Below are 21,676 nucleotides of genomic sequence, written 5' to 3'. Positions count from 1 at the left end.
AGGGTATGTTCAGCGCCTATGAGATCGAGCGCCGCCCGCGCGGCGCATCGCGGGCAAGCCCGCTCCTACATTTGTTGCAACGTGCCATGGCCTGTGAGGCCATAGTTGCCAGCCTTGTTGGCACGACGCAATTTCTCGGCTGGCGCTGCCGGCGCCCCATCTGTCTTCAGTCATGCGCCAAGGCGGACAACCATGGCCTAACTGGAACGGCGCGTTGCAACAAATGTAGGAGCGGCTTTAGCCGCGATGCGCCGCGCCGGCGGCGCTCGGTTTATGCATCACCGCGAGAACCAAGCCAGGCTCCCGGTAGCCCCACCCACCCAACCCAAGGATTACCCATGCTCTACGTTGTCATGCTTGGCGGGCGCCACCCCCGCGCCAGCATCGAGGTCCACGATGTGGTGTTCGCCCAGGCCGACGCGCTGGAACACACCTACGCGCAATTGCGCAACGCCTGGTTCGGCAGCCCGGGCGGGCTGCACATCGACTCCTGGCTGGAGGTGCATGGGGTGGACGGTTATCGCATCGAATTCACCCAGGCCGCGCCGCACCCCGGGGCCATGCGCCTGTTCTTCCTGAACCTGGGTGGGTACGAGCGCCAGGTGTTCGGCGAGGCCCACCGCTACCTGCTGGTGGCTGCCACCGACAAGGCCGCCGCCAAACGACTGGGCAAGCAGCGAATGGCCGCGGGCTGGTTGAAACCGCATACCGACGCGGTGCTGGATGTCGACGATTGCCTGCCGATCGACCTCGTGGCCGGGCGCTACGTGCAACTGGTCGAAGGTGACCATCAGGGGATCGTGCAACGCAGTGACTACATCCTGATTTAGCGCGTATGGCACAGCCCGCTCGCTGGCGGGTATCTTGCAGGCCCTGGTCAACCAACAATAACGAGTCGGGTCGCGTGAAATTTCATCAAATCAAAGCGCTGGTAGCGGTCGATCAATGTGGCAGCATCAATGAAGCGTCGCAGCGGCTGCATGTCACTCAACCGGCGCTGAGCCGCTCGATCAAGGAGCTTGAGCGTGAACTGGGGCTGACGCTGATGCAGCGCACCTACAAGGGCATGTCGCTGACCGATGAAGGCCGGCGCATCCTGCGCCACGCGCAGATGGCGGTCGAAAGCATGCGCCGCCTGCAAATCGAGGCCGACAACATCCATGACACCGCGGTCGGTGAAGTGGCCGTCGGCGTCACCTCGCTGACGGCGGTGCTGCCAGGCTTTGGGCAGTGCGTCAGTGACTTCCAGGCGAAAAACCCGCGCGTGCAACTGAAGCTCACCGAGCAGCGCCCAAGCCAGATCGTGCAACGGCTGCGCGATGGTTCGCTGGACTTTGCCCTGACGTCACAACAGAACACCCAACGGCTGAACCTGGACTGGGAAGCCGTGCAGCGTATCGAGGGCAATGTGTTCTGCAGCCCTACCCACCCGCTGCGCCATTCACGCTCGTTGCGCCAGTTGCAGTACGCCAACTGGATCAGCCTGGATGCGGTCGCCGACCGTTCCTCGCAGTTCTATCAGATGTTCGAGGTCAATGATGTCAACCCACCGCAGAACGTCATCGAATGCTCATCCTTGCTGCTGGCATTGGGCTTGATGGAAAACGCCAATGCGTTCATGACCCTCAGTGATTTTGCCGCCGCCAATACCCTCACTGCGGGGCAGGCGGCGAAGCTGACCCGGGTCGCCGTCGAGGAAATCATCCCCGAATACCCCATCTACCTGGTCTGTGTCGATCGGCACGCACTGACCTCGCCGGCCAAAGAACTGTTCCACAGCCTGCGAACCCGGCTGCAGCGCTAGAAGTGGTAATACATGCCGATGGCGACGTTCTGCGGGTCGTCGCCCACCTGTTCGAGCGGGATGCCGGCATAGCTGATGGCGGAGCCGGGGCGGTTGGCGATCAGTGCCAGCCGCCCGTAGATCGCCCACTGCGGGCGCAGGAAGTGGTCATAGCCGAGCATCATCCCGTAGGCGTCCTTGTCGCCGAACTCGATATCGCGCTTGACCAGCGCCAGCCGCGCCACATCGGCCTTGCCCACCGGCGCACTCAAGCCAACGGTCCATGCCTGCATGCTGGGGGTGGCGCGGTTGGCCACGTCCTGGCGCTGCCAGGTCAGGCTGCCCGCCACCGGGCCGAAGTCATGGAACACCGAAGCGCTCTTGAAGTAGTTGTGGGTCTGGCGGTTGTCAGCGCCCCAAGGGTCGCTGAGGTAATCATTGAACGACCCCAGCAGAATCCACCGGGCATTGCCATATTGCACGCTCACACCCTTGCCACGCACCGTCTTGCCTGAGCTGGCGGTGTCGTTGAAGCCGAAGCTCAACGCGCTGCCCACGCTGAAACCTGCAAACTTGGGAGTGGTGTAGGCCAGGGTATGCTTGGGCCGCATGTCCAGGTAAAACGCGCCGTTGCCCGCGGGTGGGCTCGTCAGGTAGGTGTAGGGCGAACCGTAGGTGGCCAGGAAAGGGTCGGCGTAAGTGGGTGTTCCCATGCCGTAGGTCTTGCCGAACTCCAGTTTGCCGTAGTCGCGCGAACGCAGTGCGACCACTGCCAGGCGCAACCCGCCGATCTGTTTCCAGTGCTGCGAAAACGCTTGGCCGTTGACGTTGAAGCCCTCCTCCACGTCCACTTCGAGCACCGTGTCCGGGCCGAGTGCCTTGCGCATGTACAGCCCCAGCTTGTTGGTCCAGGCACCGCCACCGGCAAGCTTGTAGCCCGAGTAATGGCCAGAATCCTGGTAGTTCACGAAGGCATCGAGCGTGCCATACAGCTTGAATGTGTCGTCGTAACCCTTGTCCACGTTGTAGTAACCAAAGCCTGATGCCACCCGCCCAATCGCGGGGAAGCCCTCAGCCTCGCTTGCCAGCGGCAGCCCGAGCCCGACGAGCATGGCGGCCAGTGATCCAGTACGCGCAGCGAACGCCCCCATTGCAGACTCTCCGTGGAAGTGGGTACGGGTTCGCAGCCTCCACGAAAATAAAAACGCCCGGAAATCGCCAATTTGATAGGGCTATGCCTTTTTGTTAATTGGCTGCTCGTGAATCGGGGAAAACACGTCAGGCGCCTGCTGAAAACGCCGCAAACAACCGCCCGCTCACGGTGTGTTGCGCAATTTGCCGCCTAGCAAGGGCCAGCAATGTGTGCATGGAATGAGCAGATGCGCCGTTGGCGCACGCGCTTGGTGCGCTAGCGGCCTGCAAACGGGGACCTTATTAACCAACGGTAATGTGCTTGCAAAAAGCGCAAGTGATTCACGGCCCGGGTTACCCGATAGTTCGTTCACAACACGAATGACTCGGAGAGAGCCCATGACTACCCTGCACTCGGACACCCGACTGGCGAACGACGCGATAGCCGTCGAGCAACCTGCCGTCGGCTCCCGGCGCGCCACTGTGGCGTGCGCGTTAGGCAACGCCCTCGAGATGTATGATTTCACCATCTACAGCTTTTTTGCCGTGGTGATCGCGAAGAACTTCTTCCCGGCGCAATCGCCAGTCGCCTCGTTGTTGATGTCGCTGACCGCGTTCGGCGTGGGGTTCCTGATGCGCCCGGTGGGGGCCATGGTGATAGGCCGGCTGGCCGACCGAAAAGGCCGCAAGGCGGCCCTGACCCTGACCATCCTGCTCATGACCCTGGGCACCGCGCTGATCGCCTTTGCACCCACCTACCAGCAAGCCGGCGTCTACGGCACCGTGATGCTGGTGATCGGGCGCCTCACCCAAGGGTTTTCCGCCGGCGGTGAAATCGGCACGGCATCGGTACTGCTGATGGAATCCACCACCCCACGCAGCCGCTGCGCGAGCGTCAGCTGGCAAGCCGCCAGCCAGGGCTACGCGGCCCTGGTGGGGGCTGGCATCGGCCTGTTGCTGAGCAGCATCCTGAGCACCCCGGACCTCGAGGATTGGGGCTGGCGCGTGCCGTTTCTGATCGGGCTGCTGATCGGCCCGGTGGGCTTGTACATCCGCCGCTGCATGCCCGAAACCCTCGAGCAGCCAGCCCCCCGCAAGCCTGGCCCTGCCCTTGCCAAGCCTGACTGGCGCAGTGTGATCGACCTGCGCAACACCCTGCTGGCTACCGGGTTGATGGCCAGCGCCACCATCGGCATGTACCTGTTCATCTTCTATATGCCCTCGTACCTGATCACCACGCTGCACTACCCGCAGCGCAGCGCGATGGCCATCGCCTGTGTCGCAGCCGCGTGCCTGGCGGTCATCAGCCCGATTGCCGGGCGCTACGCCGACCGCCATCGCCTGCGCAAGAAACTGCTGGTGTGGACCGTTGCGTTGCCTGTCATCAGTGCATGGCCTGCCTTCTGGCTGCTGTCGCACACCACAGACCTGTACGCCGCCATGCTGATCGTGGCGCTGCTGGTACTGCCAGGGTGCGTGGGCTCGGGGGCGTTCTTCGCGATGATCATGGAGGGGTTCGCCAAGCCACAGCGCGCGTTGGGTACGTCGGTCAGCTACAGCTTCGGCGTCACCCTGTTCGGAGGCTTCTCGCCGCTGATCGCCACCTGGCTGACATCGGCCCTCGACGACCCGCTGGCACCCGCCTTTTACCTGCTGGCCGGCGGGGCGATCAGCCTGGTCTGCCTGAAACTGTTCCCTGAAAACACCGGAAGGGCCTGAACCATGGACACTCGACAACACCACAATGCCTTGAGCGACACCGAACTGCTTGCGTTCAGGGCCCTGCGCCGCCAGATTCATGCGGCACCGGAGCTTGGCGGCGACACCCCGAACACCGCTGAACTGGTGGCTGCCAAGCTGCAGCAATGGGGCTATCAGGTGCACCGCGGGGTGGGCGGCCATGGCCTGGTCGGCGTATTGCAGAAGGGCCACGGCGCGCGTCGTATCGGCCTGCGCGCCGACATGGACGCACTGCCCATGCAAGAAAAAAACGCCTTCGCCCATGCCAGCCAGATACCCGGCCGCATGCATGCCTGCGGCCACGATGGCCACACGGCGATCTTGCTTGCAGCGGCGTCTCGCTTGGCGACGTGCGCGTTCAACGGCACCCTGAACCTGATCTTCCAACCGGACGAAGAAGGCCTGTGCGGGGCCAAGGCGATGATCGACGACGGCCTGTTCCAGCGCTTCCCGTGCGATGCGATCTTTGCCTTGCACAACATGCCTGGCGCGCCCGTGGGCACTGCGGTGGTGCAAGCCGGGCCCACCATGGCTTCCTCCGAACGGGTGCAGCTGCACATCACCGGCAAGGGTGGCCATGGCGCCATGCCGGAACTGGCGGTGGACCCGCTGCCGGTGGTGGCCAGCCTGATCAATGCCATCCAGACCATCAAGTCGCGCAACCTTGGCCCTGAAGAATACGCCGTGGTCAGCATCGGCATGCTGCAGGCCGGCAGCGTGTACAACATCATCCCGGATGAAGCCAGCATGCTGATCAGCGTGCGCACCGACACCCCGCAGACCCAACAGAAGATCAACCAGCGGCTGGCCGAGATCGTCAGCGGCCATGAGCAGGCGTTCGGTGTGAGCATTGCCTTGAGCATCACGCAACTGGCCCCTGCCCTGATCAACCATCGCGCAGCGACAGAGCAGGTGCGCCAAAGCCTGGCGCCATTGTTCGCGGCCGGGCACCTGCACAGCCGCGGCCCAAAGGTCATGGGCACGGAAGATTTTGCCTGGATGCTGGCCGAAGTGCCGGGGTGCTATTTCATGCTGGGTAACGGCGAGGGTGAGTTTCATGGGTGCTCGGTGCACAACCCTCATTACGATTTCAATGACGACCTGATTGGTCTGGGGGCGGATTGCTGGGTCAAGCTGGTGAGTGATTATCTGGTTTGAGCCGTGGCTGCAGGCTTGGCGCTTTGAATGCTCACCTGACGCGGGATGGAACGGCTATCCTCCTGCCGTGGCCTAACCCCAGGTGAATCAGTACGGTCGGCCAGCTGGGCCGACCTCACCCTTGCATTCGGAGACCAGCATGCTTCGCGCCTTTGAACAACGGCTCGACCCTTTCCCGCCCGATGAGGCGCCCCCACCCCCTGTCGGCCTGCTGCGCTTTCTGTGGGCCTGCACCCGGGGCGCGCGCGGCTACATCCTGGCGCTTGCGCTGCTCAGCGCCGGCGTTTCGATTTACGAAGCCTGGCTGTTTTCGTTCCTGGGCCAGGTGGTCGACCTGCTCTCTGCCTGGCAAGCCGGCGGCGCTGCCGATGGCCAGGAAAGCCGGGTGTTGTGGGGCATCGGCATCGTACTGCTGACCAGCATCGGGCTGGTGGCGCTGCGCACGATGGTCCAGCACCAGGTGCTGGCGATCAACCTGCCGCTGCGCCTGCGCTGGGACTTCCACCGCCTGATGCTGCGGCAAAGCCTGTCGTTCTTCTCTGACGAATTTTCCGGCCGGGTCACCACCAAGGTGATGCAAACCGCGCTGGCGGTACGCGAGGTGTTGTTCACCGTCATCGAGATCGCACCAGGCATTGGCGTGTATTTCATTGCGATCATCGCCCTGGCTGGCGGTTTCGACCTGAAGCTGATGCTGCCATTCATTGCCTGGGTCGCCTTGTTCGGGCTGGCCATGCTGTACTTCGTGCCGCGCCTGGGCAAGGTGGGCCAGGAGCAGGCCCATGCGCGCTCGTCGATGACCGGCCGGGTTTCGGACGCCTATACCAACATCACCACGGTCAAGCTGTTCTCCCACTCCAAGCGCGAAGCGCACTTCGCGCGCGCGGCCATGGAAGATTTCAAGCAGACCGGCTTTCGCCAGATGCGTTTGGTGAGCCAGTTCGAGATCGTCAACCAGGCGCTGGTGGTCGGCTTGATCATGGGCGCAGGCGGCTATGCCCTGTGGCTGTGGCACCAGGGCGAAGTCGGCACCGGTGCGGTGGCGGCGATCACCGCCATGGCCCTGCGTATCAACGGCATGTCGCACTGGATCATGTGGCAGATGACGTCGCTGTTCGAAAACATCGGCACCCTGCAGGACGGCATGGACACCCTGACCCGTGGCCCCAAGGTGCAGGATGCGCCGAACGCCGGCGTGCTGGAAACCCGCGGCGGCGCAGTAGCCTTCGACAATGTCAGCTTCAACTACAACGGCGAACGCCAGGTGCTCGATGGCCTGACCCTGAACATCCGTGCCGGCGAAAAGGTCGGCCTGGTGGGCCGTTCGGGTGCCGGTAAATCGACCCTGATCAACCTGCTGCTGCGCTTTTACGATGTCGACAGCGGCGAAATTCGCATCGATGGGCAGAACATCGCCAAGGTCACCCAGGACAGCCTGCGCAGCGCCATCGGCATGGTCACCCAGGATACGTCGCTGCTGCACCGCTCCATCCGCGACAACATCGCCTACGGCCGCCCGGATGCCACCGAGGCGCAAATCCACCGCGCTGCGGCCAATGCCCAGGCCGACGGGTTCATCAATCAGCTCAGCGACCGCCAAGGCCACAGCGGCTATGACACCCTGGTGGGTGAACGCGGCATCAAGCTGTCCGGGGGCCAACGGCAACGCATTGCCATTGCCCGGGTGATGCTCAAGAACGCCCCGATCCTGCTGCTGGACGAAGCCACCAGCGCGCTGGACTCGGAAGTCGAAGTCGCCATTCAGGAAAGCCTGAATGAAATGATGCAAGGCAAGACCGTGATCGCCATCGCCCATCGGCTGTCGACGATCGCAGCGATGGACCGGCTGATCGTCATGGATGAGGGGCGCATCGTCGAGCAAGGGACGCATAGCGAATTGCTCGCCAGGAACGGCACCTATGCCCGGCTGTGGCAGCACCAGAGCGGTGGGTTTCTGGGTGAAGATCAAGGGGTGGCCGAGGCGATGGAGTGACCCGTCACCTCAGTGCTACAGCTACCCTTTCATGATGTTCTTTCGAGTTATGCATCGCCTATATTGGGGCCTCTTAACGGCCCCTCGCGATCGGTCCGGCGCCCCGGCTGCTGTGTAGGAGCTGGCTTGCCTGCGATCGGCTGCGCAGCAGTCGTAAAATCGGTATCTGCGCAGTGCCAGACGGAATGCGGATACAGCATTTACGACTGCTGCGCAGCCGATCGCAGGCAAGCCAGCTCCTACAGCAGCCGATCGCAGGCAAGACCTTCTCATGAGAGCTTTTCAGTCCCTGGGCGCCTTGGCCGGCCCCTGTGGATCGACCTGCGGGTCGTCCAGGTCGGGCGAATCCGGGTCGAACCCCGGGTCATCTGCGGTGCTCGCATGTTCAGACGAATGCGGCCCCTTGCCGCGGGCGGTTTTCTGCGCAGTGGAGTCGTGCGACGTGCCGGCCGAACCGTCCGGCCGATGCGCATCGTTGTCACGCTCTTGTTCACCCGTGTTCGATGGCACTTTGTCTTCTGGTTTCATGATTTCTCCAAGCCCTTTGCGTGGTCAGCCGATATCGGCCCGATGAACCGGCCGCTCTAGCAGAGGAAGCCTGGGCACCGGCAAAGTTCACACGCGCATGCGGCGGGTGGATGGATGGCAAGGCGATAGCGGCCGACTTACCACCGGCACGAGCCGCTGTGCGGCCATGAACCCGCCGCAGTTTTCCTTTAAACTACGCTGCGCCCTCGCCCTCTCGGCACCGCGCCCACGCAAAGACCACCGCGGTAAACCGATGATCAAGCCTGCAGCCACCTTCACCCAGGGGTCCCTGGACCATCACGTCCGGGTGATGGCATTCACCAGCGGGCTCAGCCTGCTCGCCCTGTTTCTCACCGACATCCTGACGCTCAGCTACGTCGCGATGCTGCATGACGAAACCCTGGTTGCCGCCGTCGGCATTGCCAAGACACTGGCCTTCTTCAATTCAAGCCTGGTCGCGGGCGTCGTCGTCGCGGCCGGCACGCTGATTTCACGCAGGGTCGGCCAGGGTTCACGCGCCGCGCTGCCTGCCCTGGCCACGCACATGCTGGTCCTCGCCGGGCTGCTCTCGGCCTGCGTGTCAGCACTGCAGTGGTACTGCCTGGACTTCTTTGCCAGCCTGCTGGGCGCCCATGCACCCTCCTCCCCGCTTGCCAGGCAATTCATCGCCATGACGCTGGTCGCTTCGGTGCTGATGGTGCTGACCCAGGCAACCGCGCAGGCGCTGAGGGCACATGGCTACAGCGGGCGCGCCATGGCGGTGGTGCTCGGCAGCGCAGGGTGCCTGGCAGTCGTCGACCCGGTGTTGATCTTTGGCTTCGACCTCAAGCTGTTTGGCGCCGGGGTGTCGTGCCTGGTGGCGGGCATGCTCGGCTGTTTGCTAGGCCTGCACCAGGTCAAGCGCCACGTGGGCCTGATGGCGCGGGTGCGCATGCGGCTGTTGTGGTTGCACGGCGCACGCATGGCGCGCATCGCCTTGCCGTTTACCGTCGCCAACCTGGCGATGCCGGTTGCCTTGACCTACACCATGGCGCAGCTGGCGCTGTTCGGCGTGTCGGCGATGGCTGGCATGGCGGTGATGGACCGGGTGCTGCAGATCACTTACTGCGTGTACTTCGCCTTGCCCGGCGCACTGGTGCCGATCCTTGCGCAAAACCTGGGGGCGCACCGCAGCGCCCGTTCCCGGGCCGCGCTTTACAGTGCCGCCAAGCTGGTGGTGATGTACGGCCTGGCGGCCTGGGCAGTGCTGTTGATTGCCAGCCCGTGGTTAAGCCATGCTTTCGGCTTGTCAGGGCCTGGCCAGGCGCTGATCCACGACCTGTGCCGCTACGGCCCGGGGCTGTGGGTCATCCTGGGCCTGGACTTCATCGCCATCTCGGTGTTCATCTGCCGTGGCCAGGTCGGCTGGGTCGCCTTTTACGCCTGGCTGCGCGCAACCCTTGGTACGCTGCCCTTCGTGGCTGCGGGGGCAGCGCTGCAGGGGGCCAGCGGGGTCATGCTCGGCCTGTGGGTTGGCAATGCCTTGGTGGCCCTGGCCTCGATCGCCACGGCCCTGTGGGTCAACAGGCAGCCCGCACCAACGCTGCAAGTTTTGCCATAATCACCGTCTCGCCGGCTCAACGTAGCCGGCACGCCACTCACCACAGCTTGAAGTTGGTTTATGTCAGGTCAGGATCACGATACCGCAGCGTCCAGCACACCTACCACCAAGCGTCGCCGCGCGCCCAAGGGCGAGATGCGCCGCGCTGCACTGCTGGATGCGGCCACGGTGGTATTCGCCAAGGACGGGTACGCGGCGGCGTCGATGCGCGATGTTGCCGAGATCGCCGGCATTACCACGGTCGGGCTGTTGCATCACTTCCCCAACAAGGTAGCGTTGCTGCAGGCCTTGCTCGACCGCCGTGATCGCCGGGTCACCGAGCAGTTCGCCGAACTGGAGATGGCGCCCACGCTGGATAACTTCCTGGCGTTCGTGCGCTTGAGCATGCATCTGAGTGTGCACAACCTGCCCGAATGCCAGGCGTCGATGATGATCAGCGTCGAAAGCCTGTCCGATCAGCACCCGGCGTGGCCGTGGTACAAGGAGAAATTCGCCCTCACCCATGCGCACGCACAGGCGCACCTGTCGGCGCTGGCCGAACAGGGTGAGATTCGTGGGGACATTGATGTGAAGCTGTTGGCGACAGAAATCTTCGCCGTCATGGACGGCCTGCAGATCCAGTGGCTACGCGCCCCGGACCAGGTAGACGTCGAAGCGGTGTTCGACGCCTACCTGTCACGCCTTGCCTGTTACATCAAGGCGTAGAGCGCCCGTCAGTAAGCCTGGCTGGCGCTGACCTGCACAGCCGTTTGCAGCGGTGCCGGTAGCGGGTTGCTGTCACGGGTGGTCAGGTGTTGCGGCATCAGGGTTACCAGGGTGCGCTGCAACGTCAGGTTTTCCGAATCCGGGCCGACCCAGACCTTGAACTTGCCAGCATCGACGTCCCAGCTGTCAGTGTTTTGCACGAAGTACGCCAGCGAACGCGAGTCGATCGGCAGGCTCACGGTCTTGCTCTGGCCGGGCTCCAGGTACACCTTGGTAAAGCCCTTGAGCTCTTTCTTCGGGCGGTCGACGTGTGGGTCGATCGGCTGAATGTACAGCTGAGCGACCTCGAAGCCCGCCTTGTCCCCGGTGTTGGTCAAGGTGAACGTGACGTCGACGGTGTTGCCTGGGGTCATGACGTTGCTCGAGAGCTTGAGGTCCGAGTAGCCGAAGGTGGTGTACGACAAGCCGAAGCCAAACGGGTACAGCGGTTTGGCGTGGCGCTTGTCGTAGCCACGGTAGCCCATGTACAGCCCTTCGCTGTAGTTGATCTCGGTCAGTGCGTTGTCACCCCGGTAGGCCGCAGGGTCCGGGTAGGAGGCGTAGCTTGGGTTGTCTTCGATCTTCTTGTCGATGGTCACCGGCAGCTTGCCCGACGGGTTGACCTTGCCATAAAGGATCTCGGCCAGTGCCTGGCCACCCTGCTGCCCTGGGAACCACGCGTGCAACGCGGCGCCGACCTTCTTGGCCCACGGCTGCATATCGGCCACGCCACCGCCATGGGTGACGACGATGGTGTTGGGGTTGGCCTTGGTGACGAAGCTGATCAGCTCTGCCTGCTGGTCCGGCAGCGCATAACCGTGGTCGGAGCCCTCGCCTTCGTTTTCATAGTTGGTGCCTGCAGCGATCACCACGGCATCGTAGTTGGCGATGTCTTTCGGTGGCCGCAGCGAAGCCCAGCTCATCTGCACGCCAGCCAGGCCGCCCAGTGCCGGGGTGAAGTTACCCTGTACGCGGCGGTACTCCAGCTTGACGGTGTAGGACTTGCCTGCCACCAGCGCAGCGCTCTTGCCCGAGGTCGTCAACGCGTTGACCACGTCCGAGGAGTACGGCACGCCGTCGCTTTCAACCACCAGCTTGCCATCGACCCAGAGTTTGTAAGGGCCGTCGGCACGCACCTTGAATACATGGGCACCGGAAACGGTCGGTTTGATGGTGGCCGTGAAGCGCGCCGAGAACGCGCCGGCAGTCGGGCTGAAACCGGACACGGCGGTGGTACCGGTGTTGGTCTCGTTGGTGCTGGTGGTCCAGTTCAGGTTCACGCCAGGTTCAACCCGGGTCAGCACAGGGTCGCCGCTGAGGCTGGTGTTGCTGAAGTACTCGGCTTTTACCCCGGCATTGCTCACGCTGCCCTTGTCCGAGCCGGGCTGGTACCAGACGGCGGCCTTCGGGTTCAGGCTCAGTGCCGACAGGTAGGTGACGTTGGCACTGTTGGAGGCCAGTTGCTGCAGCCCGCTCAGCTCGGTCACGTAGCTGTCAGGTGGCGAGTTGGCGGTACCGAACGGCGAGGCAGGTGCCTGGTTGGCCCAGTCGCCGATCACCGCGACCTTGGCCGTGCGCGCCAGTGGCAGCAACGGTTTGCCGGCAGCCGTGTCGGCGTTGCGCAACAGCACGATGCCTTCACGCGCGGCGTTCAGCGATGCGCGCTGGCCGTACTCGGTGTGCTCAAGCGTCTGCGCGGTGTTGAGGTGTTCCTGGAAGTCGTAGCTGACCACCGCCCGCAGGTTGCGCTTGACCTTGTCGTCGATGACGTTCTGGGTCAGCTGGCCGCTCCACAGGTAGGGCAGCAGGTTGGCCTCGGTGAACTGCAGGCCGGACGGCATGTCCAGGTCGGTACCGGCCCAAGCGCCCTTGAAGGCGTCGTGAATGGCATTGAAGTCACTGATCACGGTGCCTTGGTAGCCCCACTCGCCTTTGAGCACCTCGGTGATCAGGTGGTGGTTTTCGCAGGCGTAGTCGCCATTGACCTTGTTGAACCCGCACATGATCGAGGCCACATTGGCGTTCTTGACCATCGACTCGAAGCCCGGCAGGTACAGCTCACGCAGGGTGCGCTCATCGGCCACCACGTTGACCGCCTGGCGGTTGGCTTCCTGTTCATTGGCCAGGTAATGCTTGCCACTGGCCTGAATACCTTGAGCCTGGATGCCGTTGACGATGGCCGGCGCCAACACGGCGCCGAGGAACGGATCCTCGCCACTGACGTACTCGGCCGAACGCCCGTTGTAAGGGGTGCGGTACAGGTTGACCCCCGGCGAGAGCATCTGCTGCCCGCCAGAAATACGCGTCTCATAGGCAATGGCCAGGCCGAACTCTTTGGCGCGGTTGATGCTCCAGGTCGCTGCCAGTGCCGACTGCGAGGGGTATTGGGCGCCGAACGTGGCGTTGTTGACGTGCACGCCCATGGACGAGTCGTAGGCCACCGTGCCCTTGATGCCCCACTTGAGCAACGACGGGATCATGTGGCCGTCGTTTACCCGGGTGAAGTTGATCTTCTCGGCCTGGTTCATGTTGTCGAGGATGGAGCTGACGCGGGCTTCCACCTCGTTGCCAGTGGCTGGCGCGCCAGCGAGTACACCCGATGCCTGCATGACGCCAAGCGCCATCAGGCTCAGGGCCTGTTTGAAATGTTTCACGGATAGGGACCTTGAGAACGGAATGGGAACTGGGTTGCGAGCGGATCAGGGCTGGCTGACCAGCGCCGGCGCATCGTCGGTGTCTACCGGCGCATCGACGAACGCATTGGCCTCAGGGCTGCGCTGGGCAACACCGTCGACACCTGAAAGTTGTTCACGCTGGCTTTCCAGTTGTTCGCGTGCTTGATAAGCCGCTGAGTCGGTCGAGGTGGCCGTTGAATCTGCAAGTGCAGACAGCGGCGAGGCGAGCAGTGCCGAACACGCGAATGACAGCAATAGTCTATTCATCGAATAGTTCTCGAAAAGGAATACAGGAATTGGCGGACCGAACAGGGTGAGCCGGCGCGTAAGTCTGGGCACTTCAATAAAAAGTTCAAGCCGTGATGAGAACAGGCTGGCCAGCGTGAGGGAATTACTAGAAAAAACGTGGATATTGGGTGTTAAAAACAATATGCAACAGCACAACACCAACACAACAATCGTCACTTTGCGCAATCTGTATTAAGATATAACTAATAGAACTTACTTTTTATTGCTTTTTTGCGACGTTTACAGCAATAGTTCATCGCCAGCTAAACCTAGTTGCTATTAGGTTTACGAAACTGATAAGCTATCGAAGCCCGTGCGAATAGCCATTTGTCCTATAAGGAATTTGCCAAACTTTACTCTGTTGCGCGGGATAAATTTCCGCAGTATTCTCCCGGCCACCTCCAGTCCTGAAACTAGTAAAGTGCCGCTATATAGCCAGCACTTGAACTAAGCCATCATTATGAAATCAATTATCCCTACTGCTGACGCCATATGTGAGTGGCTGCTCGATGCTGGCGCATTGCAACCTGCCGATATGCACCGTGTCACTCGGCTGGGCGCAGCTCAGGGTATTGGCGAACATGACAAGTTGCGCACGTTGCTGCGCCTGGGGGCAGTAAAAGAACAGCAAATGGCTACCGCCTATGCCGAGTTGCTGAGCGCCCCACGGCTCAACGGGGAAAGCGTCGAAGCCCCACCCGTGGCCACCGAGCGCTTCGCCCGCCACCATGGTGTGATTGCCCTGGGCGAAAGCGCCAGCCACCTGCGGGTCGCTGCGGCGGTGCCACTTTCGGCGTACGCCCTGCACGCACTTGGTTATCAGGCCGCAAAGCCCATCGAGCTGGTGGTCGCCACCCTTGATGAGGTCACGGCACTGATCGAACAGGCCTATGGCGAAGGTCGCTCGGCGATGGGCGCGCTGATCCAGACGCTGGACGACGACAGCATCGACGAAGGCGATATCGAGCAACTCAAGGACATGGCCTCCGAGGCGCCGGTCATCCGCCTGGTCAACCTGATGCTGCAGCACGCGGTGGACCGCCGCGCTTCGGACATCCACGTGGAACCGTTCGAGACACAGCTGAAAGTGCGTTACCGCATCGACGGCGTACTGGTCGAAGGCGAAGCCCCGCCCGCCGGCTACGCGGCGGCGGTCATCTCGCGCTTGAAGATCATGGCCCGGCTGGATATCGCCGAGCGCCGGCTGCCACAGGATGGGCGGATCATGCTGCGCATCCAGGGCCGCGAGCTGGACTTGCGGGTTTCGACGGTACCGACCAGTTTCGGCGAGTCGGTGGTGATGCGTTTGCTGGACCGGCAAACCGTCAGCTTCGACTTCGCAAGCCTGGGCATCCATGGGCCAACGCTGCACCGGGTCGAGCAACTGCTGGCCCGCCCGCATGGCATCTTCCTGGTCACCGGGCCGACCGGTTCGGGCAAGACCACCACCCTGTACACCGCGCTGGCAGGCCTGAACACGGCCGAGCGCAAGATCATCACAGTCGAAGACCCGGTCGAATACCAGCTCACCGGCATCAACCAGATCCAGGTCAAACCCGCCATCGGCCTGGGCTTCGCCACAGCGCTGCGGTCGATCGTGCGCCAGGACCCGGACGTGATCATGATCGGCGAAATGCGCGATCTCGAAACCTGCCGCATCGCCATCCAGTCATCGCTGACCGGCCACCTGGTGCTGTCGACGCTGCACACCAACAGCGCCGCGGCCAGCATTACCCGCTTGCTGGACATGGGCGTCGAAGGCTACCTGCTCGCCTCCACCCTGCAGGGCATTCTGGCCCAGCGCCTGGTACGCCGGCTCGACCCGGCCACGCGTATTGCGTTCGAGGCCCCGGCCGAGCTGATCGAGCGCCATCAATTGGCGCGCTATACGCAGCAGCGGCCGATCATGCTGTACCGCCCCGACGAACAGGCACCCGGCGGTGGCTACCACGGCCGCAGTGCGATCACCGAGCTGCTGGTCATGGACGAAGGCCTGCGCGGCATGCTCATGCGCCAGACCGATGCCGCCACCCTGGAGGCCCATGCGCGCCAGAACGGCTTGGTAACGCTTTACCAGGATGGCCTGCGCCAAGCCTTGGCGGGCATCACCTCGCTCGAAGAAGTGCTGCGCGTCACGGGGGGTGATTGAGGTGCCGATTTTTTCCTACAGCGCACTCGACAGCGAAGGCCGCAAGCAGCATGGCGAGGTGGATGCCGGCGACCGCGCCAGCGCCGCGCAGCAGTTGCAGCGCCGCGGCCTGCTGATTCTGAGCCTCAAGCCAGGCAGCCGCCTGCTGCGCCCGGGCAAGGCGCGCAGCGTGTTCAAACCGGTCGAACTGATCACCCTCACGCAACAACTCACCACCTTGATCAGCGCGGGCCAGCCGCTGGACAAAGCGCTCGGCACCGTCGTCAAGAACGTCCGCAGGCCCGCTGCGCGGGCGGTGCTGGAACGGGTGCGCGACCAGGTAAAAGCAGGCGTGCCGCTGTCCGAGGCCCTCGAAGAACACCCCGGCAGTTTCTCGCCGTTCTATACCAGCCTGGTGCGGGCCGGTGAGGCTGGCGGCGTGCTGGACGTGACCCTCGGGCAGCTCAATGGCTACCTGGAGCAAAGCCACAAGCTGCGCGGCGAAGTGATCAACGCGCTGATCTACCCGGCATTTCTGGTCATCGGGGTGGTCGGTTCGCTGGCGCTGCTGCTGGCCTATGTGGTGCCGCAGTTCGTCCCCATCTTCCAGGACCTGGGCGTGCCCATCCCATGGGTTACCCGCGCCGTGCTGGCGCTGGGCGAATTCGTCAATGCCTGGGGCCTGGCCAGCCTGCTGACATTGCTCGGCGCCACATGGCTTGGCCTGGCCGCACGCCGCAACCCGCAGCGGCGCATCACGCAGGACCGGCGCCTATGGCGCAACCGTGTGTTCGGCCCGCTGCTGCTGCGCCTGGAAACCGCGCGCCTGGCGCGCACCCTGGGCACGCTGCTGAGTAACAGCGTCAGCCTGCTCGGCGCGCTGGCCATCGGCCGCGAAGTCAGTGCCAACCATGCCCTGCGTGAGCACATTGCCGTAACCACCGAGCAGGTCAGGCAAGGCAGCAGCCTGACCCTGGCGCTGACGGCGGACGCCCTGCTGCCGGAACTTGCCCTGCAGATGATCGAAGTCGGCGAACAGTCCGGCACCCTCGGCGCCATGCTGCTGAAAGTCGCCGATGTCTACGACCTTGAAGCCAAACGCACCATCGACCGCCTGCTGGCGGCGCTGGTGCCGACCCTGACCATCGTCATGGCGGTGATGGTGGCGGCAATCATGCTCGCCATCATGCTGCCGCTGATGAGCCTGACCAGCAATATCTAGGAACCTGCCCATGCGCTCCAAGCAACGCCCCAACGCCCGTCAAGCGGGCTTCACCCTGCTCGAAATGCTCGCCGTGATCGTACTGCTGGGTATCGTCGCGACCATCGTCGTGCGTCAGGTCGGTGGCAACGTCGACAAGGGCAAGTACGGCGCCGGCAAAGCGCAACTGGCCAGCCTGAGCATGAAGATCGAAAGCTATGCCCTGGATGTCGGCGCGCCACCGGCCAACCTCGAACAGTTGCTGAACAAGCCTGCCACCGCCAGCCGCTGGGCTGGGCCGTATGCCAAACCTTCGGACCTGCTCGACCCGTTCGGCCACCCATTCGCCTACCACTACCCCGGCAGCCACGGCAGTTTCGACCTGATCTTCCTGGGCCAGGATGGCGCATCGGGTGGTGAAGGGTACAAGGCCGACCTGGGCAACTGGGAGTAACCGTGACATCCCGCCCGCCCCGCGAACACGGGTTTACCTTGTTCGAAGTGCTTATCGTGATCGTGCTGGTCGGCGTTGCCACATCGGTCCTGGCGCTGGGCATTGGCCGGGGCATGCACGCGGCCAGCGAGCGCAGCGCGCTGGCGCACATGGTTTCGGCCCTGCGCAGCGCCCGGGTGCAAGCCATTGCCAGCGGGCACCCAGTAAGGGCGCGGTTCGACCTGCAGCGCCGGCAGGTGCAGGCACCCGGTCGCAAGCCAGAGGGCTGGCCTGAAGACTTTACCGTGCGCCTGCAAACCGCTCGCGGCCTGGGCGCGGCGTTCGACTTTTACCCCGACGGAGCAGCCAGCGGCGGCAACATTCTGGTCAGCCGTGGCCAGGCGCGTTGGCGTATCGATGTGAGCTGGCTGACCGGCAGCGTGCAGTTGCGGGCACTGCCATGACCCGGCAACGCGGTTTCACCCTGCTGGAAATGCTGGCGGCCATCACCCTGCTGGTGGTGGCGTCGTCCATCCTGCTGGGTGCATTCGCCCAGAGCAGCCGCGCGCTGGTGCAGGTGCAGAACAGCGATCGACACAACGCGGCGGCGCGTTCGCTGATGGACGACTTCGACCTCGGTGAGCTCGCGGTGGGCCAGCAACGCGGCAGCTGGCAGGGCATCGAATGGGTGCTCGACGTTAACCAGGTACCGGCAGCCACATCGCGCCTGGCGCTCTACCAACTGGACCTCACCCTGAGCGATAACGGGCGCACGTCGCACTACAGCACCCTGCGCGCTCGCGTAGCCGGGGCCCATAAATGAAGCGCCAGGCCGGTTTTACCCTGCTCGAAGTGCTGGTGGTGATCAGCCTGCTGGGGTTGCTGCTCGGGCTGGTCGGCGGCGCACTGGTGGCGGCCAACCGCGCCGTGGCCAAGGCCGAGAGCGCCAGCGCCAGGCTCGACGAACTGCGCGCCACGCAACGCTTTGTGCGCCAGTCGCTGAGCCAGGTACTGCCATTGGCTGCAGCCACCGGCAACGGCGCCCACACCACGACGTTCGAGGGCAAAGACGACAGCGTGGTGTTTTTTGCCACCCTGCCCAGCTCGGTGGGCGGCGGTATTTACCGCCAGCGCCTGGCGCTGCGTGACGGGCGCCTGGAGGTCCAGCTGGCCAGGCTTCAGGGCCAACGGCTACAGGCCTGGGGCGAACCGCAACGCTTGCTCGATGGGGTCAAGGGGCTGCAGCTGAGCTACCGCGGCTACTCGCCGCTGGGCAAGCTCACCGGCTGGCAACCGCAGTGGCCCTGGCCAGAGCGCTTGCCCCAGGCCATACGGGTGGCGGTGCAGCTGCAGGGCAGCCAGGCGTGGCCGCTGCTGCAGGTCAACCTGCTGCTCGACCTGTCCGGCGACGGTGGCCGGCCATGAGCCGGCAGCGCGGCGCGGCCCTGCTGCTGGTGCTCTGGGTGGTCGGTTTGCTGAGCGTGCTGCTGGGCGGGTTGGCGGTTTCGGTGCAGTTGCAGCAGCGCCAGGCGCGCTGGCAAGGCAACCAGACCCAAGCCGCGTTCGCCGCCCAGGCAGGTTTCAACCTGGCCGTGGCCAACCTGCTCGCCGATGGGCCTGCGCGCTGGCTCGCCGACGGTAGCGACCACGCCCTGCGGTTCGCTGACAGCACCCTGCTCCTCAGCGTGGTCAGCGAGCGCGGCAAGCTGGACCTCAACGCAGCACCGGCCACCTCAGTGGAACAATTGCTGCGCGCCAGTGGTGCCAGCGACGAACGCTCCAGAACCATCACTCAGGCTTTAAGGAAGAGGCGCAACAAGGTACCCCTGCGAATGCTTGAAGAATTTCGCGAACTGCCCGGCATGTCCTATGCCCTCTATGACCGCGCCCTGCCCTTCATCACCGTCTGGTCGGGCACTGCCCAACCCGACCCGAGCCTGGCCGCACCGGCCCTGGCAAAAGCACTCGGCCTGCCGCGCTACCGTGGGCCAGCGCTGGATGCCGGGCAGATTCTGACCGTCACCAGCACCGCCACCCTGCCCAGCGGCTTTGCTTCACGCCTCAAGGCCACCTTCGTGCTGCTGCCCGGCTATGCCGGCGGCAAGCCGTACCGGGTGTTGCGGTGGCAGGATTGATCCGCGTAGCCGCCCGTTGTGCGGCGCAGTGGCGCAGCCAGTGGCAGGTGTACCAGGCACGCTGGCAAGCCAGCCTTGCCTCGCGCTGGCTGGCTGCCTGGCTGGCCGAGTTGCAGGGCATGCTGCCGCCTGCGCTGGCTTCACGCCTGGCCACTGGCAATACGCCCCGGGTACTGCCGTGGCCGTTGCCCGCACACTGCGAACAGGGCCCTGCGGTGCTGCTGCTGGATGCGTCGCAGGTGCTGGCGCAGCGCATCGACTTGCCGCTGGCGGCCACCGGCAACCTCCTGCAGGTACTGGCCTACGAGATTGATCGGTACACCCCATACACCGCCGAACAGGTGCATTTTGTCGCCCGCGTGGTGCATCGCCGGGCACCACTGGCCCAGGTCGAGCTGGTGGCCATCGCCCGCAGTGCCTTGGATGACATGCTCGCGGCCTGTGGCGAACAGGGCGTGCAACTGGCCGGCATCGATGCCCTCGGCCCGCATGGCCAACGCCTGTCAATCGACCTGCTGCCCATCGGCAGTGCCGGCGCGCTCGCCCGCCGCGGCAGGCTCAATCGCTGGCTCTGGCTCGGCTGCTGCGCCTGCACGGTCTTGTTGGCAGCGGCATGGCTCGACCGCCGCCAGGGCGAAGTCGAGGCCATGCAGCGCGAGGTTGCCGTACAGCGGCAGGCCACCCAGCAGGTGCAGCAGTTGCGCCAAACCCTCGACAGCACCCTGGGCGCCTCAACCTACCTGACCAGCCTCAAGGCGCAACGCCCAACGCTCACTGCGCTGCTGGCCGACCTGACTGCCTGCCTGGGCAGTGACACCTGGGTGGAGCAACTGGAAGTACGCGATGGTACGCATGTCACGTTCACTGGCCAGAGCGCACACGCCAGCGCCTTGCTGGCCCAGGTGAAGGCTTGCACAACGCTTGAGCATGCGCAGTTCCAGGGCGTCATCCAGGCGGACAAGGCCACCGGCCGCGAGCGCTTTTCCATCACCGCGCAGCTCAGACAGGAGGTGGCGAATGCGCCCGCTCACTAACCGTGAACGCAAGATTGCTGCGCTCGGCCTGCTTGGCCTGCTGGTGTGGGTATCGTGGTACGTACTATTCGAATGCCTGTGGCTCGGCCCATTGCGCAGCCTGGATGCACAAGCCCAGGCCCTGCGCGAACAGCAGCGCCGCTACGCCAGCCTGATGCTCGAGCAGCCTGGCCTGCAGGCGCAACTCAAGCGCAGCCAGAATGACCCCGCCCAGCGCAACAGCCTGCTGCCGGGCGACGACCCCAACGCCGTCGCCGCCGACCTGATGCAGCACGCGGTCGACCAGGTCAAGGCCCAGGCGCAACGTGGGCCGGGTTGCGACATCACCCAGCGCATGCCCATCGCCCCGGCCGAGCAGGAACAAGCCGAGCCTTATCGCCCGGTAAAAGTGAGCCTGACGCTGACCTGCGCCATCGAGCCACTGGCCGCCCTGCTGCATGCGCTGGAGTACGGCCAGCCGAGCCTGTTCATCGACCAACTGAGCATCCGTCGCAGCTCCGCGGCGCCGGCCAAAGGCCCCGCTGGGCGCCTGGAGGTGCACCTGCTGATACGCGGTTACCTGCGCGCCCCAACGGCAGAGGGCAGCGCCTCATGAAGCTGCGCAGATCAACCCTGGTGCTGCTGACCATCAACCTGGGTGCACTGCTGGCCAGTGCCTGGCTGCTGCTTGCCCCCAACCCTCCCCAATGGCTGCCCGCGCACCCGCCTGCACCCCTACCTGCCCGGCTGCCGCCGGCAGCGCTGGCTGAACTGGCGCAGCCGGTGCGCGCCGCCACATGGGCCCAGCCCATCTTCAGTGTCGACCGCCAGCCCGACCCCCACACGCCAGGCCAGCACAGCGTTGCGCTGGCCAACCTGACCCTGACCGGTGTGGTGCTCGACGGGCAGGCCCGCTGGGCCTTCCTGCGCGAGGGCAACAAGCCCGCCAGCAAGGTCGCACTGGGCACAACGCTGGCCAGCGGCTGGGCCCTGACCCAGCTGACCCCGCTGACCGCCACCTTCACCCGTGCCGGGCAAAACCAGACCCTGAGCATGCCCGTGCTGCGCCTGCCGCCGCCGTCCAAGGCCTCCGCCATTACCCTTCCGCGTATTGAAACCCCATGAC

At 64.2% G+C, this 21,676-nt stretch carries 20 protein-coding genes and 1 pseudogene; 17 read left to right on the top strand and 4 right to left on the bottom strand.

Going from position 1 to position 21,676, the window contains the following annotated elements; genetic code table 11:
* The first annotated feature begins 338 nt into the window (after positions 1 to 338).
* Together ACNQPL_RS12970 and ACNQPL_RS12965 are read left to right on the top strand one after the other, a co-directional pair.
* Complete coding sequence (locus ACNQPL_RS12970; protein WP_416466960.1) at positions 339 to 830, top strand: DUF1543 domain-containing protein; 492 nt, start codon at positions 339 to 341, stop codon at positions 828 to 830.
* A gap of 74 nt (positions 831 to 904) precedes the next feature.
* Positions 905 to 1,804, top strand: a complete 900-nt coding sequence (locus ACNQPL_RS12965) for a LysR family transcriptional regulator (protein ID WP_416466959.1) — start codon at positions 905 to 907, stop codon at positions 1,802 to 1,804.
* Here the strand turns inward: ACNQPL_RS12965 and ACNQPL_RS12960 are convergent.
* The gene (locus ACNQPL_RS12960) at positions 1,801 to 2,934 is read right to left on the bottom strand and encodes a porin (protein WP_416466958.1); all 1,134 of its coding nucleotides are present in this window, start codon (positions 2,932 to 2,934) and stop codon (positions 1,801 to 1,803) included. The genes ACNQPL_RS12965 and ACNQPL_RS12960 overlap by 4 nt on opposite strands.
* A gap of 379 nt (positions 2,935 to 3,313) precedes the next feature.
* Between ACNQPL_RS12960 and ACNQPL_RS12955 the strand changes: the two genes are divergently transcribed.
* The 3 genes from ACNQPL_RS12955 (at position 3,314) to ACNQPL_RS12945 (ending at position 7,805) form a co-directional block, all read left to right on the top strand.
* Positions 3,314 to 4,633 (top strand): MFS transporter, encoded by a 1,320-nt coding sequence (locus tag ACNQPL_RS12955; protein WP_416466957.1) that lies wholly within the window; start codon positions 3,314 to 3,316, stop codon positions 4,631 to 4,633.
* Positions 4,634 to 4,636: 3 nt separating this feature from the next.
* A complete protein-coding gene (locus ACNQPL_RS12950) occupies positions 4,637 to 5,812 on the top strand; it encodes a M20 aminoacylase family protein (protein ID WP_346616081.1) in 1,176 nt (391 codons plus the stop codon).
* Between the two features lie 139 nt (positions 5,813 to 5,951).
* Entirely contained in the window at positions 5,952 to 7,805 is a 1,854-nt protein-coding gene (locus tag ACNQPL_RS12945) for an ABC transporter ATP-binding protein (protein ID WP_346616080.1), read from the top strand.
* 282 nt (positions 7,806 to 8,087) lie between these two features.
* On the opposite strand, the pseudogene ACNQPL_RS12940 reads toward ACNQPL_RS12945, so the two are convergent.
* Positions 8,088 to 8,210, bottom strand: a pseudogene (locus tag ACNQPL_RS12940) (DUF6021 family protein); the annotation flags it as partial.
* Between the two features lie 376 nt (positions 8,211 to 8,586).
* Here ACNQPL_RS12940 and ACNQPL_RS12935 point away from each other — a divergent pair.
* Complete coding sequence (locus ACNQPL_RS12935; RefSeq protein WP_416466956.1) at positions 8,587 to 9,933, top strand: MATE family efflux transporter; 1,347 nt, start codon at positions 8,587 to 8,589, stop codon at positions 9,931 to 9,933.
* Positions 9,934 to 9,993: 60 nt separating this feature from the next.
* A complete protein-coding gene (locus ACNQPL_RS12930) occupies positions 9,994 to 10,638 on the top strand; it encodes a TetR/AcrR family transcriptional regulator (protein ID WP_416466955.1) in 645 nt (214 codons plus the stop codon).
* Between the two features lie 8 nt (positions 10,639 to 10,646).
* Here ACNQPL_RS12930 and ACNQPL_RS12925 read toward each other — a convergent pair whose 3' ends face one another.
* Entirely contained in the window at positions 10,647 to 13,301 is a 2,655-nt protein-coding gene (locus ACNQPL_RS12925; protein WP_416466966.1) for a glycoside hydrolase family 3 protein, read from the bottom strand.
* Positions 13,302 to 13,376: 75 nt separating this feature from the next.
* Positions 13,377 to 13,817: a hypothetical protein gene (locus tag ACNQPL_RS12920; protein ID WP_416466954.1), complete on the bottom strand. Its 441-nt coding sequence runs from the start codon at positions 13,815 to 13,817 to the stop codon at positions 13,377 to 13,379.
* 283 nt (positions 13,818 to 14,100) lie between these two features.
* On the opposite strand from ACNQPL_RS12920, the gene ACNQPL_RS12915 reads away from it, so the two are divergent.
* From ACNQPL_RS12915 to ACNQPL_RS12870, 10 genes are read left to right on the top strand one after another with little or no spacing between them, the layout of a single operon-like run.
* Positions 14,101 to 15,789 (top strand): GspE/PulE family protein, encoded by a 1,689-nt coding sequence (locus tag ACNQPL_RS12915; RefSeq protein ID WP_416466953.1) that lies wholly within the window; start codon positions 14,101 to 14,103, stop codon positions 15,787 to 15,789.
* A 1-nt stretch (position 15,790) separates the two neighbouring features.
* The gene (locus ACNQPL_RS12910; protein ID WP_416466952.1) at positions 15,791 to 16,990 is read left to right on the top strand and encodes a type II secretion system F family protein; all 1,200 of its coding nucleotides are present in this window, start codon (positions 15,791 to 15,793) and stop codon (positions 16,988 to 16,990) included.
* Between the two features lie 10 nt (positions 16,991 to 17,000).
* Positions 17,001 to 17,423, top strand: a complete 423-nt coding sequence (gene gspG, locus ACNQPL_RS12905) for a type II secretion system major pseudopilin GspG (RefSeq protein WP_346616074.1) — start codon at positions 17,001 to 17,003, stop codon at positions 17,421 to 17,423.
* Between the two features lie 2 nt (positions 17,424 to 17,425).
* On the top strand, positions 17,426 to 17,866 hold the full coding sequence (locus tag ACNQPL_RS12900; RefSeq protein ID WP_416466951.1) for a GspH/FimT family pseudopilin: 441 nt from the start codon (positions 17,426 to 17,428) through the stop codon (positions 17,864 to 17,866).
* Positions 17,863 to 18,225, top strand: a complete 363-nt coding sequence (locus ACNQPL_RS12895; protein WP_346616072.1) for a type II secretion system protein — start codon at positions 17,863 to 17,865, stop codon at positions 18,223 to 18,225. The genes ACNQPL_RS12900 and ACNQPL_RS12895 overlap by 4 nt, the downstream gene beginning before the upstream one ends.
* Positions 18,222 to 18,827 carry a prepilin-type N-terminal cleavage/methylation domain-containing protein gene (locus ACNQPL_RS12890; RefSeq protein WP_416466950.1) on the top strand — a complete coding sequence of 202 codons (606 nt, stop codon included), beginning with the start codon at positions 18,222 to 18,224 and terminating at the stop codon, positions 18,825 to 18,827. Before ACNQPL_RS12895 ends, ACNQPL_RS12890 begins: the two co-directional genes overlap by 4 nt.
* Complete coding sequence (locus ACNQPL_RS12885) at positions 18,824 to 19,537, top strand: type II secretion system minor pseudopilin GspK (RefSeq protein WP_416466949.1); 714 nt, start codon at positions 18,824 to 18,826, stop codon at positions 19,535 to 19,537. The genes ACNQPL_RS12890 and ACNQPL_RS12885 overlap by 4 nt, the downstream gene beginning before the upstream one ends.
* On the top strand, positions 19,534 to 20,571 hold the full coding sequence (locus ACNQPL_RS12880) for a type II secretion system protein GspL (protein ID WP_416466948.1): 1,038 nt from the start codon (positions 19,534 to 19,536) through the stop codon (positions 20,569 to 20,571). Before ACNQPL_RS12885 ends, ACNQPL_RS12880 begins: the two co-directional genes overlap by 4 nt.
* On the top strand, positions 20,555 to 21,166 hold the full coding sequence (gspM, locus tag ACNQPL_RS12875) for a type II secretion system protein GspM (protein WP_416466947.1): 612 nt from the start codon (positions 20,555 to 20,557) through the stop codon (positions 21,164 to 21,166). Before ACNQPL_RS12880 ends, gspM begins: the two co-directional genes overlap by 17 nt.
* Positions 21,163 to 21,675, top strand: coding sequence for a hypothetical protein (locus ACNQPL_RS12870; protein ID WP_416466946.1), 513 nt, complete (start codon positions 21,163 to 21,165; stop codon positions 21,673 to 21,675). Before gspM ends, ACNQPL_RS12870 begins: the two co-directional genes overlap by 4 nt.
* Position 21,676 lies beyond the last annotated feature (1 nt).

It is taken from the genome of Pseudomonas sp. LFS044, assembly GCF_047978245.1.
Classification (GTDB): domain Bacteria; phylum Pseudomonadota; class Gammaproteobacteria; order Pseudomonadales; family Pseudomonadaceae; genus Aquipseudomonas.
Note: the sequence above shows the minus strand (reverse complement) of the source record. Positions and strands in the feature narration are given on the sequence as shown.

Bases quoted from the DNA above. Each gene is read 5' to 3' on its own strand.
- ACNQPL_RS12890 (WP_416466950.1), top strand. From the start codon at position 18,222: ATGAAGCGCCAGGCCGGTTTTACCCTGCTCGAAGTGCTGGTGGTGATC.
- ACNQPL_RS12915 (WP_416466953.1), top strand. From the start codon at position 14,101: ATGAAATCAATTATCCCTACTGCTGACGCCATATGTGAGTGGCTGCTC.
- ACNQPL_RS12960 (WP_416466958.1), bottom strand. From the start codon at position 2,934: ATGGGGGCGTTCGCTGCGCGTACTGGATCACTGGCCGCCATGCTCGTC.
- ACNQPL_RS12970 (WP_416466960.1), top strand. From the start codon at position 339: ATGCTCTACGTTGTCATGCTTGGCGGGCGCCACCCCCGCGCCAGCATC.
- ACNQPL_RS12950 (WP_346616081.1), top strand. From the start codon at position 4,637: ATGGACACTCGACAACACCACAATGCCTTGAGCGACACCGAACTGCTT.
- ACNQPL_RS12925 (WP_416466966.1), bottom strand. From the start codon at position 13,301: ATGGCGCTTGGCGTCATGCAGGCATCGGGTGTACTCGCTGGCGCGCCA.
- ACNQPL_RS12870 (WP_416466946.1), top strand. From the start codon at position 21,163: ATGAAGCTGCGCAGATCAACCCTGGTGCTGCTGACCATCAACCTGGGT.
- ACNQPL_RS12895 (WP_346616072.1), top strand. From the start codon at position 17,863: ATGACCCGGCAACGCGGTTTCACCCTGCTGGAAATGCTGGCGGCCATC.
- ACNQPL_RS12935 (WP_416466956.1), top strand. From the start codon at position 8,587: ATGATCAAGCCTGCAGCCACCTTCACCCAGGGGTCCCTGGACCATCAC.
- gspM (WP_416466947.1), top strand. From the start codon at position 20,555: ATGCGCCCGCTCACTAACCGTGAACGCAAGATTGCTGCGCTCGGCCTG.
- gspG (WP_346616074.1), top strand. From the start codon at position 17,001: ATGCGCTCCAAGCAACGCCCCAACGCCCGTCAAGCGGGCTTCACCCTG.
- ACNQPL_RS12945 (WP_346616080.1), top strand. From the start codon at position 5,952: ATGCTTCGCGCCTTTGAACAACGGCTCGACCCTTTCCCGCCCGATGAG.
- ACNQPL_RS12930 (WP_416466955.1), top strand. From the start codon at position 9,994: ATGTCAGGTCAGGATCACGATACCGCAGCGTCCAGCACACCTACCACC.
- ACNQPL_RS12955 (WP_416466957.1), top strand. From the start codon at position 3,314: ATGACTACCCTGCACTCGGACACCCGACTGGCGAACGACGCGATAGCC.
- ACNQPL_RS12885 (WP_416466949.1), top strand. From the start codon at position 18,824: ATGAGCCGGCAGCGCGGCGCGGCCCTGCTGCTGGTGCTCTGGGTGGTC.